We start from the raw sequence: 12,510 nt of genomic DNA on the forward strand, positions 1-12,510 counted from the left end.
CGCCCTCATATCAGGCGCATCCTCTACATGGCGTGCCTTTCCATCATAAGGGCCAAGAGCCAGCCACTGGCACGCTTCTACCAGAAACTCAGAGCCGCTGGAAAACCCTTCAAGGTTGCAATTGTGGCCATCATGCGAAAACTCATCGTCATCATCAACGCCATCATCAAAACCGACACACCATGGAGATTAGAACACCAAATCTGATCAACACCCAAACACAGTTGCTCACCATGAGGGACTTGGGTGGATGCAACGATAATTGCTAAGGTCATAGCCAAGGCTGCAGAACCGGACCCTCCGCAACCCACCTCTCTCCGTCATCCTCGGGCTTGACCCGAGGACCCATAATTTAAAATGCGCTGTGGATCCGGTCTCATTTGATCCCCCTTGGCCGTGGGTCCTCGGGTCAAGCCCGAGGATGACGGGGAGGGGTGGTTGCAAGGAGGCTGGTTCTGCAGCCTTGGCTATGACCTTAGCGACTACCGCCGCTTCCCCCTTGCCACAGGCTTCAAATTACAAATCTCTGTGCGCTCGCGAATTGTCCGGCCCTGATAGACTGAGCCCTTTTTAAAAATGCGGCAGCCATACCAGGGTGGCCGTTTATGCGTGGTCTCGATCTCGACACGCTTATAGGTGCGATGGGAAAAGTCATGGCCGAAAATGCGGACATTCTTGCCCAGACGCACCTCCGCCATGGCGGAGCTGGAAATCAACAGGCCGATGCCAAGTACACAAACAAAAACGCGCGCCAAAGGGCGCGCGCTTGAAACAGGTTTTGTGAGCGGCAAAGCCATGCGTCTTAGACGAACTGGCTGAGGCCCGGGATCGAGTTGACGACTTCGTCAACCGTTTCACTGCCAACCTTTTCACGGGCAAAGGCAATGGTTTCCTTGGAAATACCGGAGATTTCGCTCATGCCGAGGCCAGCGCCCATCAGCTTGGAGCCGAGGCCCATAACACCGGGCATCAGGCCGGATAGGAAGCCGCCGCCATCTTTTGCGTCGGCAATGGCTGCATCTGCACCCGGAATGCCGCTGATCAGCTCGGAGGCCTTGGCAGGGCCTTCCTTTTCAAGGAATGCCAGAATCAGGCCAACGGCCTTGCGTGCCGTCTCTGGATCGGTGCCAACATTGGCGGAAATGCGCGCGATAAGTTCGTCCATGAGCCTAATCTCCCGTCTATCATGAATTACGTTTACGTAATATGCGGATATTCTCGACCTTGCAAGCCACTGCGTCAATCTGGATCAATTGGACTGATCCGGATCGGGTGGCGAATGCCCGGTTGTCGCATGGGAAGATGACATGAAAACGTCAATGATTCCGGCGTCTGTTTCAATCATATTCACAACGCGACGAGTAAACCATTGTCCCTCCGGCATCGGGCCTTTATATCGGAAGGACGAGACATCGCATTGAAGAGGATCAACCCACATGGCAGCTGACGACAGAATCTTCCTTGGTGCGAGCCGCAAACCCGATGACAGCTATCAACAGGCCGAAGCCCTGCTATTGAAATACGGCAACCGGCATGGGCTGATCACCGGCGCAACGGGCACAGGCAAGACCGTGACGCTGCAGGTGTTGGCTGAAGGTTTTTCGCGCGCTGGTGTTCCGGTTTTCTGCGCTGATATCAAGGGCGATCTGTCGGGTATCGGTGCCAAGGGCGAGGCGAAGGATTTCCTCGTCAAGCGCGCCGCCGATGTGAAGCTTGATCCCTATGATCTTGATGCCTCGCCGGTTATTTTCTGGGATATTTTCGGCGAGCAGGGCCATCCGATCCGCGCCACCATTTCGGAAATGGGCCCGCTGCTGCTCTCGCGCCTGATGAACCTCACCGACGCACAGGAAGGCATCATGAATATTGCCTTCAAGATCGCCGATGAAGAGGGGCTGCTGCTGCTCGACATGAAGGATCTGCAATCCTTGCTGGTCAACATTGCCGAGCGCGCCGAGGAAATTTCCGCGCGCTACGGCAATGTGACAAAGCCATCAGTTGGTGCGATCCAGCGTTCACTGCTGGTGCTTGAACAGCAGGGCGGCACGAAATTTTTCGGCGAACCGGCCCTCAAGATTGCCGATATCATGCGCACCAATACCAATGGCCGCGGTGTGGTCAGCGTATTGGCAGCCGACAAGCTGATGATGAATCCACGGCTTTATTCAACATTCCTGCTTTGGCTTCTGTCCGAGCTTTTCGAGGAACTGCCTGAAATCGGCGATCCGGAAAAGCCGCGCCTCGTGTTCTTCTTTGACGAAGCGCATCTTCTGTTTAATGAAGCGCCTAAAGCTCTGCTCGATCGTGTCGAGCAGGTCGTTCGCCTGATCCGCTCCAAGGGCGTCGGCGTCTATTTCATCTCGCAGAATCCGCTCGATGTGCCGGAAACGGTGCTGGCGCAGCTTGGCAACCGCCTTCAGCATGCGCTGCGCGCCTATACGCCGCGTGAGCAGAATGCAGTGAAGACGGCTGCTGATACATTCCGCCCCAACCCGGATTTCAATACTTTCGCGGCCATTACCAATCTGGCGACGGGTGAAGCGCTGGTTTCGACACTGGCGGACAAGGGTGTGCCATCCGTCGTGCAGCGTACATTGATCCGCCCGCCATCGGGACGCATCGGACCGCTGACACCGGATGAGCGGCAAAAGCTCATCACCGGCAGTCCGGTTGCTGGCCAGTATGACACAATGGTCGACCGCGAGTCCGCCTATGAAATCCTGCAGAAGAAGGCGGCCCAAACTCAGACCGAGGCAGAAGCAGCAAAAGAGCAGGAAGCAGATAGCACCAGCGGCTGGAGCTTGCCGGATATTCTGGGCGGTGGCAGCAGCAAGCCGGGCCCGCGTGGTGGTCAGCCCCGTACCCGCCAGACCGTAGCGGAAGCAGCGATGAAATCCGTCGTCCGTTCCGTGGGAAGTTCGCTTGGCCGCGCGCTGGTGCGCGGCATTCTGGGAAGCCTCAGCCGCCGCTAACAGGCACAGGAATCAGCCATAGAAAAGCCGGTGCAATGGGAACATTGCCCGGCTTTTGCTTTCTCGCAGGCCTGTGCCCAAAATATGCCCGCATCCGATTGTGTTCTCGATCATTCGCAACCATTGCGCGTGGGTTGCGTTCAGCGAACGGCATATCAACATTTCGGACAAGGCAAAATGAGTACAGCAATACGATCCCATACCCTTGTGCGAAACCTCTCTCAATTCATTGCCATTGTTCTGGCTGGTCTGCTCGCTGCAACTGGTGCGGCCTTTGCCAAAGACAGCGAAGAGATGATCGGCGGCGTCAATGTCCATGTCTGGCAGCCGGACCAGCCGATGACGGCGCGTCAGCCGGTGATTTTCTTCTCCCATGGGTTTCATGGTTGCTCGACCCAATCGAAATTCCTGATGCGGGCTTTTGCTGAAGCTGGTTACATCGTCTTTGCGCCGAACCACCGCGATGCGACGTGCAACAATGGCCATCAGAATATTTGGGACAAGCCACAGGTTTCCCTGCGCAAGCCGGAGCGTTGGAAAGACACCACATTCCGCAACCGCGCCGATGATTTCAAGAAGGTCATATCAGCCCTGAAAAGCGACCGGCAATGGAACAGCAGGATCAACTGGAACGAGATGGGTCTCGTTGGCCACTCGCTTGGCGGCTACACAGTTCTGGGCATGAGCGGTGCCCGGCCAAGCTGGCGCATTCCCGGTGTCAAGGCAACGCTTGCCCTGTCGCCCTATGTCGGCCCCTATCTTGATAAAGACTCCCTGCAGCATCTGGAAGCGCCGGTTATGTATCAGGGTGGAACGCGCGATATCTTTGTAACACCCAAGGTGCGAAGGCCGGGCGGCGGGTATGATCTGTCAAAAGGGCCGAAATATTATGTCGAGTTCACTGGCGCTGGTCATCTGACATGGACGGACCTCGGTCTGTTCACACGCAAGCGGATTATCGAGACCAGTCTCGCGTTCATGGATCGCTATGTCAGAGGCAAGCCCAGCGGCGTGCCCTTGAAGGAGATTGCCGATCTGCCGGGCGTCTCTGATTTCCGTTATGATATCAAGTGAGTCGGGCAGAACGGCGAGGGCAGTATGGCCTCACAAATTGTTTATCGGCTGTTGAACGGCCAAAACAGCTTGCACATGGCGTTTCTGTTGCGGCAGCGCAACACTCGGCTCATCGCCTTGTTTATGCCCTATTGCCAACGGTTCGCTGCCACAATTTATGTGCGTTTAAGGGCGGTAAACCCGATCCACGTTATCTCGCAACCCATCTCCCACCGCTAAATTGGTTCAATGATGCAAAACACGATTTCCCGCCGCGGTTTCCTGACTGCATTGACCGCAACAGCGGCCGTCGGCCTTGCCGGATGTGCCGCAATCCCGGATATGCCGGTTATTCAGGTCGATGATAATGGCCAGCCGCTTTCGCCGCAGGCTGATGTTGATCCTGCATTTGGCTCCTACGATGCCATGTATGCGGCGCGTGAGGATGACGGCTATCAGCTGCCAGCCATTCCGATCAAAAGAATGAACAAGCGCTATCTGCGTCAGATCGTTCAGGACCCGACCGGCGAACAGCCCGGCACCATCGTCGTCGATACCAGCAACAAGTTTCTTTATCTGGTGCGCGAAGGTGGTCAGGCGATCCGCTACGGCGTCGGCATTGGCCGTGAGGGCTTTGCCTGGTCCGGCCGTGCGGTCATCCAGTGGAAGCGCCATTGGCCGACATGGACACCACCGGATGAGATGGTCGCCCGTCAGCCTGAACTGGTGCAGTACAGCGCCCGCAATGGCGGCATGCAGCCCGGCTTGACCAACCCGCTTGGCGCCCGCGCGCTCTACATCTTCCAGAACGGTCAGGATACGCTGTATCGTCTGCATGGATCGCCGGAATGGTGGTCCATCGGCAAGGCAGTCTCTTCGGGCTGCGTGCGTCTGATCAATCAGGACATTATTGATCTCTATGATCGCGTGCCAAACAAGACCCCAATTCTGGTCATGTAGGTTTTAGGCGCTGCACTCATAAAAGGCCGGAGACGTCACGTCTTCGGCCTTTTTGTTTGCCAGTGCTTTGTGAGGATAAGAAGGGCAGGCCCCGCGAACGGGGCCTGCCAGCCAACCGCGCGAGCGGGGGTGAGGGATAACTGACGCGGCGGCTTGCACAGCTTTTAACGCCGGAACTGACACCCGTATCAAAGCTGCACACCAATTTGTGATCCGCTATGTTCCCATACGCAATTCAACGAAAGTATAGGATGCGTGGTTTCAACCCTCAAAAAKCACCGATTAGGCGTTGTGTTTGTCGTAAATTGCTTCCATTCGTGCCAGAAGCATTGACCTTGCGGTTGAATAACCCTTCGATAGGGCAACAGACACACATCAGCGGAATCACTTTCATGGCAGTCAATACAGCAGCGCAATCAATCACCTGGACCTATGTCGACGGCGACTGGCATGAGGGAAACATTCCCCTGATAGGCCCGCGCAGCCATGCCATGTGGCTTGGATCGTCGGTTTTTGACGGCGGGCGCTGGTTTGAAGGTGTTTCACCGGACCTTGACCGCCATTGCGCCCGCGTCAACGCGTCGGCGACAGCTCTTGGGCTCAACCCGACCATGGGTGCCGATGAAATTGCCGGTCTCGCCCGCGATGGCCTGAAGAAATTCGACGGCAAGACCGCCGTCTATATCCGCCCAATGTATTGGGCCGAGCATGGTGGCTATATGGGCGTGCCTGCTGATCCGGAATCAACGCGCTTTTGCCTCAGCCTCTATGAATCGCCCATGCAGGAGCCGACTGGTTTCTCTCTGACTGTCTCGCCATTCCGCCGTCCGAGCTTCGAGACGATGCCGACCAATGCCAAGGCGGGCTGTCTTTATCCGAACAATGGCCGCGCTATTCTCGAAGCCAGATCGCGCGGTTTCGACAATACGCTGGTTCTCGATATGCTTGGTAATGTGGCTGAGACCGGTAGCTCCAATATTTTCATGGTCAAGGACGGGCATATTTTCACCCCGGCGCCCAATGGCACATTCCTCTCGGGCATTACCCGCGCCCGCACCATCGATGTGCTGGCTGATTATGGCTTCCGCACAACACAAGCGACATTGACGGTTCAGGATTTCCTGACCGCTGACGAGATTTTCTCCACCGGGAACCATTCCAAGGTTGTGCCCGTTACCCGTATTGAAGGTCGCGACCTTCAGCCGGGTCCGATCGCCAAGAAGGCGCGGGAGCTGTATTGGGAGTTCGCCCACTCCACGCCGAAAATTTAACGCTGAAAACGGGTTAAACTGAAATATTGATCCGTTCCGCATTGCCCCCGAGGAAATACGGACCTATGTAACGAACGCAGGTTTTGTCAGGATTGGCCACCACCCCGCAATGGGGAACATCCGGTGCCAATTCCGATCACAGATTGAATCGAAGAGGAGACTTCCATGGCTTTCGAACTGCCCGCACTGCCGTATGATTACGACGCACTCGCCCCCTTTATGTCGCGCGAGACGCTGGAATATCATCATGACAAGCACCACAAGGCTTATGTTGACAACGGCAACAAACTGGCTGCCGAAGCCGGTCTTGAAAATCTCTCGCTCGAAGAGATCGTCAAGCAGTCCTATGGCAAGAATGCCGGCCTGTTCAACAATGCCGGCCAGCATTACAACCATCTGCATTTCTGGCATTGGCTGAAAAAGAACGGCGGCGGCAAGAAGCTTCCGGGCGCTCTCGAAAAGGCCGTTGACTCGGATCTGGGCGGTTACGACAAGTTCCGCACCGATTTCATCGCTGCTGGCACCACACAGTTCGGCTCCGGCTGGGCGTGGCTTTCCGTCAAGGACGGCAAGCTTGAAATCTCCAAGACACCAAACGGCGAAAACCCGCTGGTTCATGGCGCAACGCCGATCCTCGGCGTCGATGTCTGGGAACATTCCTATTACATCGATTATCGTAATGCCCGTCCAAAGTACCTTGAAGCTTTCGTCGACAGTCTCATCAACTGGGATTACGTCCTCGAACTCTACGAAAAAGCCAAATAAGCTTTTTCGGGAGAAGCCAGACAGGCTTTTTTCGGACTGAGATTGATAAAGGGGCCTCGTCATGGACGGGGCCCTTTTTCATTCAGCGGGTGCACATTTGGTCTTGAGAAACATCCACTGCAAGCCGCGCATTCATTTGAAAACGGACCCGGACAGCCCGTGGCACCGACGGGTTCCAACCCAATCAGCACGTCAATTTTTGATATGCGATAACCCTCTGGCGGGGAGGGTAGTTTTCCAAACGTCAATTGATCAGCCGGAATATCGATCAGCAGATCCTGCGCCTCGATATAAAAATGGTGGTGATCGCTGATATTGATATCGAAATAGCTCTGTTCGCCATCAAGATTGACCTTTGAGAGCAATCCGGCATCGGCGAACTGGTTGAGCGTGTTGTAGACGGTCGCGAGCGAAAGCCGCACGCCGGATTTGATCGTCTGCCGGTGAAGCTGTTCCGCCGTTGTGTGGCCCTGATGGCCCCGAAACAGAATCTCGCCCAGCGCAATGCGCTGCTTTGTCGGCCGCAGACCCGCCGCTTTGATGCGGTCCCTTACTACTGCGGAGAAACCGGATTGCCGGTCACGTTCAGTCAGCAGGCGGCGTCGAACCTTATCTGGAATGAAGAGCATCTGGTCATCCGGTCTTTGTCATGGCTCATGAAGAATACCGGGAACAAATGAATCGTCAAGCTTTATTGCAAATGATTTGCATTAGCGTTTAGGTGGCGAGACAATATTTTATGCTGCAAGGGCATAGACCTTGTTAAATCAAGATGGAGTAGGGCGTGGGCCTAGTGCCCAACCACAACCGTATCGTCAGGCCCAAGCAGACGCCCGTCATCAGACCGCAATTCGAGTCGCCGCACGGGTCTGCCCGTTTCACGGTCAACCAGTCGGACCTGCGCCTTGTAACTGTCGGTGTAATATTCCTCACCCCATTGCCGCAGGGCGACAAGCAGCGGGAACAGTCCCCGGCCTTTTTCGGTCAGCACATATTCACTATAGGCGCTGCCATCCGCACAGGGCTCTATCGTGAAAATGTCGTGTGCAACCAGATTGCGCAGGCGTGTCGACAAAATATTCTTGGCCAGACCAAGACTTTTCTGGAATTCCCCGAAGCGGCGCGATCCCTCAAACGCGTCGCGAATTATCAGTAGTGACCACCAATCCCCAATTGCATCCAGTGGCCTTGCCACTGGGCATGGATCATCCTTGTGGCTCGTTCGCTTGACCATAGTTGTCCCCCTTTATAGTCGTCGCAGAGCAGCGCTCATCAGTGAGCATTCCGCGAAGTGTGGTTGCATAATAAAACTAGACTCGTTAAGAGGCAATAGGTTTTAATTTGCAACCACATTCGCAGGGAACACGATGAAGCTTGAACAGGACGATAATCTGCTCATTGCCGCCGGACAAGCGGTTTTGCGGGGTGAAATTGCCGAAAATGGGCCAATAAGCGCATCAAACGCTGCAGAGTTCTCCCGGCCCCTTGCGCTCTTGTTCGCGATAGCCTGCGGGCTGGCAGTGGCGAATGTTTATTTCGCTCCACCCTTGCTCGATGCCATTGCCGATAGCTTCGGCATGAGCCACGCCACGTCAGGCTTGATTGTCTCAATCTCGCAAGTTGGCTATGGAATTGGCCTGCTGCTGATTGTGCCGTTGGGGGACCTTATCGACCGTCGCCGTTTGATTGCGGGCCAATCCGTCCTGTCCGCTCTGGCACTGTTGGCGGTCTGCTTTGCCCCGACATCCTTTGCGCTGCTCGTGGCGATGGCTTCGATTGGACTGCTCGCCGTTGTGACGCAAGCACTGGTCGCCTATGCCGCCGGTCTGGCAAAGCCGCATGAGCGCGGGCAAGTAGTGGGGATCATCACCAGCGGTATTGTCCTCGGTATTCTGCTCGCCCGCACTATTGCCGGAACCATGGCCGATTTGGCGGGCTGGCGCTCGGTCTATGCGGTGTCCGCCGTGCTCACGCTGGTTATCGCTGGGCTGCTCTTCTATTTTCTGCCGCGCAATGAAGCCAAGCGCGCAAAAATTGCCTATCCGCAACTGATCAAATCGGTGTTCTTGCTGATTGTTGAAGAACCGGTTTTGCGTATCCGCGCCATCATCGCCATGTTCATCTTTGCTGATATCACCATGCTGTTGACGCCGTTGGTGCTGCCATTGGGCGCGCCGCCCTTTTCGTTGTCACACACCCAGATCGGCCTGTTCGGTCTTGCCGGGGCTGCTGGTGCGCTCGCCGCTTCAAGGGCAGGCGGATGGGCCGATCGCGGCCATGCGCAGCGCACCACAGGCATTGCACTGACAATCATGCTTTTGTCATGGGTGCCGATTGCGTTCATGCAATCGTCGCTCTGGTTTCTTATCATCGGTGTTGTGACAATTGATTTCGCCTTGCAGGCGGTGCATGTCTCCAACCAGAGCCTGATTTACCGGGTGCGCCCGGAAGCCCAAAGCCGCCTGACGGCTGGCTATATGATCTTCTATTCCATCGGCAGCGCCGCCGGATCGTTCGGTTCAACATTGATCTATGCCTATGCGGGCTGGGCAGGTGTCAGTCTGGCAGGTGCGGGCATCAGTCTGCTGGCGCTGGTTTTCTGGGCCGCAACCCGCCATCTGACACCTTCAGGCGCGGCGCTCCATCACGGATGATCAAACCATCTGCGGCACGCGGGCATTCATTGCGTCGGCGATAATCTCAAAATCCTGCACGTCGATGGCAAGAACACCAAAGCGGAACTGATAGCCCCAATTCTGCCTGCCCCTGGTGAAACTCAGCCGGTCGAGCAGGGGGCGGATTTCCGCCTCCGTTGCATCGAACCAGTCAATGTTGCGGCGCCAGGGCACAAAACCACCGCCCATGTGGTGGCGATAGGCGTCGTCTTCCCGCACCGCGCCGATGGCGGTGAATGATTGCAACCCGTCCTTGGCGCCAAATACTTCGGTCGGCGAATAGTAGATCACCTTATCCTCGGGTTTGATCCGCATGAGCGGACCTTCCTTGCCATGACAGACCTGCATGAAACCCTCCTGCAGACCACGACGCACATGCTCGGCTGAAGCCACTGCGATCCAGTGCGCGCTCATTGCTGCGCTCCCTGTGTCGAAGCGGCAAACATCCGCAGGCGATGACCATCCGGATCAAGCGCGACAAAGGTGTAGCCGAAATCCATCAGCACCGGGGCTTGTGCAATCGTCAGGCCGCGTGCCGCCCAGTCGTGATGTGCGGTTTCCACCTCATCATCTGTACCCACGCTGAAAACGAGTTCGGTGCTGGAACCGGTGATGGTGACTGGAGGCTGGACCTTGTCGCGCGCCCACAACCCAAGCAGCAGGCCGGAATCAAGGGCGAACATGGCAAAGCTTTCTGTTTCTTCCAGCGGTTCGCGCTTGAGCAGTTCCGCATAGAAAGCGCGGCTGACAGGGGCGTTGGCAACGTAAAGTATCATGAGATTGGGGTTGGCCATGGTGTGTCTCCTTCAGGTTGTGATGGAGCAACCATAGATCGGCATACTGCCAGTTTCTGGCAGTAGTGATTAACTTGGCTGGGCGATACCCTGCTTGTCGCGCCATTCCTTCAGAAGAACCTGACGGCGGCGTGGATAGCGGATGTCGGTGGGTTCAAGCCGCGACAGGCGGTCGGTGCGAAAGTGCCTGAAATCCTGCCGCAATTCGCACCAGGCAACGATAACACGCACCTTCTCGAAAAAACCCAGCGCAAACGGCCAGATCAGGCGGCTCGATTGACTGCCATTGCTATCGCGATAGGTAATATCGAGCTTGCGTTCGCTGCGGATGGCCTTGCGCACGCTGGCAAGATCGATCCCGTCGGTTGTCGAGCTTTCGCTCGGCCCAACGAGCAGTGTGGAAGCATCGACACTTTCACGCAGATCGTCAGGCAAGACAGCTGCAATCTTGTTAAGCGCGTCGCGCGCGGCGGTGGAAAGGCGGTTATCAGGCTGTTTGGCTACCCAGCGTGACCCGAGCACCAAAGCCTCTATTTCCTCCTCGCTAAACATCAGCGGCGGCAGCATGAAGCCAGGTCGCATAATATAGCCAAGTCCCGGTTCGCCCTCGATATGGGCGCCTTGCGCCTGCAAAGTCGCTATATCACGATAGAGCGTGCGTATGCTGATGCCGGTTTCTTCCGCCAGCACCTTGCCACTGACGGGACGGCGATAACGGCGCATGGTCTGGATGAGATCAAGAAGGCGCTCTGATCGGGACAAGTCTGGCTCACATGTGAGAGTGGTTTGTCAGATCATGCCATAATTTGGCAGTGGGTGTGAATTCAAATTCTGGAAAGCACCAATATTGCATTCCGTTCTTCCATATCTTAAATTTGGCGGATGGGCTGCGGAAGTGATCACTGCGCCAAGCGTAAATCTGCCGCAGACAAATAGAGGGCGGGCCGAAAGGCGCCGCCTTCGTCTATTTTAGTCGGTATAAATCTGCATATTTAAAGCCAAGACACTATACGATTTTGGTAGTAGCTACCCTACACCTTTTGCGCTTCCAGATAGGGAGCATAGAGGCTGCCATCGGTTGCCGAGCGGCGGAAATCCAGCACCTGTTTGCAGAAGGCATCAAGTTCCGGATCATCAGTGAGGGCATTCAGGATGAGCCCTGTTTCATCAGCTGTCGCCCTGCCGCCATGGTGACCGGTGCGTTCGATCCAGAAGCTCGGAAAATTCTGGCGCGGGCGGCAGGAATTCGATGAACTGACGGCGTATTGATGGAGCCAGGCATAACCCTGAATCAAGGGCTGTATCGTATGGGCTTCGATCCGGTCCCGCGCCACATTATCCGTATAGCAGGAATGAAAGATCATCTCAGCCTTTCCCGCATGCTCCTGCCACAGCTCTGGGAAAGCCCAGTCAAGGCAGATAAGGAAACCGCAGCGCACGCCTTTGATATCGACGGTCAGCGGCTTGTCACCCGGTGCAAAGGCGCGCAGATCATTGATCGAACAGCGCCGCTTGTCATAGCGCCCGGCAATGGCGCCCTTGTCATCAAAGACAAACACGGAATTGGTGGGGCGGGTATGCGCATCGTCCCAATGGACGGAGCCGGTAACGATCCAGACGTGATGGGCGCGGGCGGCTTCGGCAATCCTGTCCATGGCAGCGTTCAGGGTTGCCCATTCAAAATCATCCCATGACGGCCACGTCGCCGCGCCATAGCCGGAGAGGGCGCATTCGGGAAAATGTGCCACGTCGGCACCAGAAGAAGCAGCGCGGCCAATCAGATCAAGCATATGGCTCAGATTGGCATTGATATCGTAGGATACGGGAAACTGGCAGGTCGCAACCGTCAGCCGAGCGGCCTTGCCCCGGGCCGAGGGCGGGACGTCCCAGACGTGGTCAGCGCGTTTTTTCTTCACGGGCGTTTCCTTCGACTCAGCAGCACAATGAAGTTTACCCGAATGCCCGGCATTGAAGAACTGTCGCGTTGCCCCGGCAAATGGACATTTTTGGCTGTTTCAAC

General features: G+C 56.1%; 14 protein-coding genes and 1 pseudogene. 8 read left to right on the forward strand and 7 right to left on the reverse strand.

The window, feature by feature from the left end:
* Both AB4Y96_RS22990 and AB4Y96_RS22995 read left to right on the forward strand, forming a co-directional pair.
* Positions 1 to 207 (forward strand): annotated as a pseudogene (locus AB4Y96_RS22990) (hypothetical protein); the annotation flags it as partial.
* 398 nt (positions 208 to 605) lie between these two features.
* Positions 606 to 770 carry a hypothetical protein gene (locus AB4Y96_RS22995; RefSeq protein ID WP_441920153.1) on the forward strand — a complete coding sequence of 55 codons (165 nt, stop codon included), beginning with the start codon at positions 606 to 608 and terminating at the stop codon, positions 768 to 770.
* Positions 771 to 802: 32 nt separating this feature from the next.
* Here the strand turns inward: AB4Y96_RS22995 and AB4Y96_RS23000 are convergent, their stop codons facing one another.
* Positions 803 to 1,165, reverse strand: coding sequence for a hypothetical protein (locus tag AB4Y96_RS23000; protein WP_091880638.1), 363 nt, complete (start codon positions 1,163 to 1,165; stop codon positions 803 to 805).
* 271 nt (positions 1,166 to 1,436) lie between these two features.
* Here AB4Y96_RS23000 and AB4Y96_RS23005 point away from each other — a divergent pair, with 271 nt between their 5' ends.
* The 5 genes from AB4Y96_RS23005 (at position 1,437) to AB4Y96_RS23025 (ending at position 7,021) form a co-directional block, all read left to right on the forward strand.
* Positions 1,437 to 2,972: a helicase HerA-like C-terminal domain-containing protein gene (locus AB4Y96_RS23005; RefSeq protein ID WP_441920155.1), complete on the forward strand. Its 1,536-nt coding sequence runs from the start codon at positions 1,437 to 1,439 to the stop codon at positions 2,970 to 2,972.
* A gap of 177 nt (positions 2,973 to 3,149) precedes the next feature.
* Positions 3,150 to 4,046, forward strand: coding sequence for an alpha/beta hydrolase family protein (locus tag AB4Y96_RS23010; protein WP_441920156.1), 897 nt, complete (start codon positions 3,150 to 3,152; stop codon positions 4,044 to 4,046).
* 231 nt (positions 4,047 to 4,277) lie between these two features.
* Positions 4,278 to 4,985 carry a L,D-transpeptidase family protein gene (locus AB4Y96_RS23015; RefSeq protein WP_091881157.1) on the forward strand — a complete coding sequence of 236 codons (708 nt, stop codon included), beginning with the start codon at positions 4,278 to 4,280 and terminating at the stop codon, positions 4,983 to 4,985.
* Between the two features lie 392 nt (positions 4,986 to 5,377).
* Complete coding sequence (locus tag AB4Y96_RS23020; RefSeq protein ID WP_441920157.1) at positions 5,378 to 6,256, forward strand: branched-chain amino acid aminotransferase; 879 nt, start codon at positions 5,378 to 5,380, stop codon at positions 6,254 to 6,256.
* 165 nt (positions 6,257 to 6,421) lie between these two features.
* Positions 6,422 to 7,021 (forward strand): superoxide dismutase, encoded by a 600-nt coding sequence (locus AB4Y96_RS23025; protein WP_441920159.1) that lies wholly within the window; start codon positions 6,422 to 6,424, stop codon positions 7,019 to 7,021.
* A 59-nt stretch (positions 7,022 to 7,080) separates the two neighbouring features.
* Here the strand turns inward: AB4Y96_RS23025 and irrA are convergent, their stop codons facing one another.
* Together irrA and AB4Y96_RS23035 are read right to left on the reverse strand one after the other, a co-directional pair.
* Positions 7,081 to 7,650, reverse strand: coding sequence for an iron response transcriptional regulator IrrA (gene irrA, locus AB4Y96_RS23030; protein WP_441920160.1), 570 nt, complete (start codon positions 7,648 to 7,650; stop codon positions 7,081 to 7,083).
* 161 nt (positions 7,651 to 7,811) lie between these two features.
* Positions 7,812 to 8,255, reverse strand: coding sequence for a winged helix-turn-helix transcriptional regulator (locus tag AB4Y96_RS23035; protein WP_091880627.1), 444 nt, complete (start codon positions 8,253 to 8,255; stop codon positions 7,812 to 7,814).
* A 133-nt stretch (positions 8,256 to 8,388) separates the two neighbouring features.
* Between AB4Y96_RS23035 and AB4Y96_RS23040 the strand changes: the two genes are divergently transcribed.
* Positions 8,389 to 9,675, forward strand: a complete 1,287-nt coding sequence (locus AB4Y96_RS23040) for an MFS transporter (protein WP_441920162.1) — start codon at positions 8,389 to 8,391, stop codon at positions 9,673 to 9,675.
* On the opposite strand, the gene AB4Y96_RS23045 is transcribed toward AB4Y96_RS23040, so the two are convergent.
* From AB4Y96_RS23045 to AB4Y96_RS23060, 4 genes are all read right to left on the reverse strand, one after another.
* The gene (locus tag AB4Y96_RS23045) at positions 9,676 to 10,110 is read right to left on the reverse strand and encodes an EVE domain-containing protein (protein WP_441920164.1); all 435 of its coding nucleotides are present in this window, start codon (positions 10,108 to 10,110) and stop codon (positions 9,676 to 9,678) included. It lies immediately after the preceding gene.
* Complete coding sequence (locus tag AB4Y96_RS23050) at positions 10,107 to 10,490, reverse strand: VOC family protein (RefSeq protein ID WP_441920165.1); 384 nt, start codon at positions 10,488 to 10,490, stop codon at positions 10,107 to 10,109. The genes AB4Y96_RS23045 and AB4Y96_RS23050 overlap by 4 nt, the downstream gene beginning before the upstream one ends.
* 69 nt (positions 10,491 to 10,559) lie before the next feature.
* A complete protein-coding gene (locus AB4Y96_RS23055) occupies positions 10,560 to 11,252 on the reverse strand; it encodes a helix-turn-helix transcriptional regulator (protein ID WP_441920167.1) in 693 nt (230 codons plus the stop codon).
* 269 nt (positions 11,253 to 11,521) lie between these two features.
* Complete coding sequence (locus tag AB4Y96_RS23060) at positions 11,522 to 12,406, reverse strand: carbon-nitrogen hydrolase family protein (protein WP_441920169.1); 885 nt, start codon at positions 12,404 to 12,406, stop codon at positions 11,522 to 11,524.
* Positions 12,407 to 12,510 lie beyond the last annotated feature (104 nt).

It is taken from the genome of Phyllobacterium sp. TAF24 (assembly GCF_052113785.1).
In the GTDB taxonomy this organism is placed as follows: domain Bacteria; phylum Pseudomonadota; class Alphaproteobacteria; order Rhizobiales; family Rhizobiaceae; genus Phyllobacterium.

Excerpts from the sequence above, each read along its gene's own strand:
- AB4Y96_RS23020 (WP_441920157.1), top strand. The coding sequence starts at position 5,378 with ATGGCAGTCAATACAGCAGCGCAATCAATCACCTGGACCTATGTCGAC.
- AB4Y96_RS23040 (WP_441920162.1), top strand. The coding sequence starts at position 8,389 with ATGAAGCTTGAACAGGACGATAATCTGCTCATTGCCGCCGGACAAGCG.
- AB4Y96_RS23000 (WP_091880638.1), bottom strand. The coding sequence starts at position 1,165 with ATGGACGAACTTATCGCGCGCATTTCCGCCAATGTTGGCACCGATCCA.
- AB4Y96_RS23050 (WP_441920165.1), bottom strand. The coding sequence starts at position 10,490 with ATGGCCAACCCCAATCTCATGATACTTTACGTTGCCAACGCCCCTGTC.
- AB4Y96_RS23015 (WP_091881157.1), top strand. The coding sequence starts at position 4,278 with ATGCAAAACACGATTTCCCGCCGCGGTTTCCTGACTGCATTGACCGCA.
- AB4Y96_RS23025 (WP_441920159.1), top strand. The coding sequence starts at position 6,422 with ATGGCTTTCGAACTGCCCGCACTGCCGTATGATTACGACGCACTCGCC.
- AB4Y96_RS23010 (WP_441920156.1), top strand. The coding sequence starts at position 3,150 with ATGAGTACAGCAATACGATCCCATACCCTTGTGCGAAACCTCTCTCAA.
- AB4Y96_RS23035 (WP_091880627.1), bottom strand. The coding sequence starts at position 8,255 with ATGGTCAAGCGAACGAGCCACAAGGATGATCCATGCCCAGTGGCAAGG.
- irrA (WP_441920160.1), bottom strand. The coding sequence starts at position 7,650 with ATGCTCTTCATTCCAGATAAGGTTCGACGCCGCCTGCTGACTGAACGT.
- AB4Y96_RS22995 (WP_441920153.1), top strand. The coding sequence starts at position 606 with ATGCGTGGTCTCGATCTCGACACGCTTATAGGTGCGATGGGAAAAGTC.
- AB4Y96_RS23005 (WP_441920155.1), top strand. The coding sequence starts at position 1,437 with ATGGCAGCTGACGACAGAATCTTCCTTGGTGCGAGCCGCAAACCCGAT.
- AB4Y96_RS23045 (WP_441920164.1), bottom strand. The coding sequence starts at position 10,110 with ATGAGCGCGCACTGGATCGCAGTGGCTTCAGCCGAGCATGTGCGTCGT.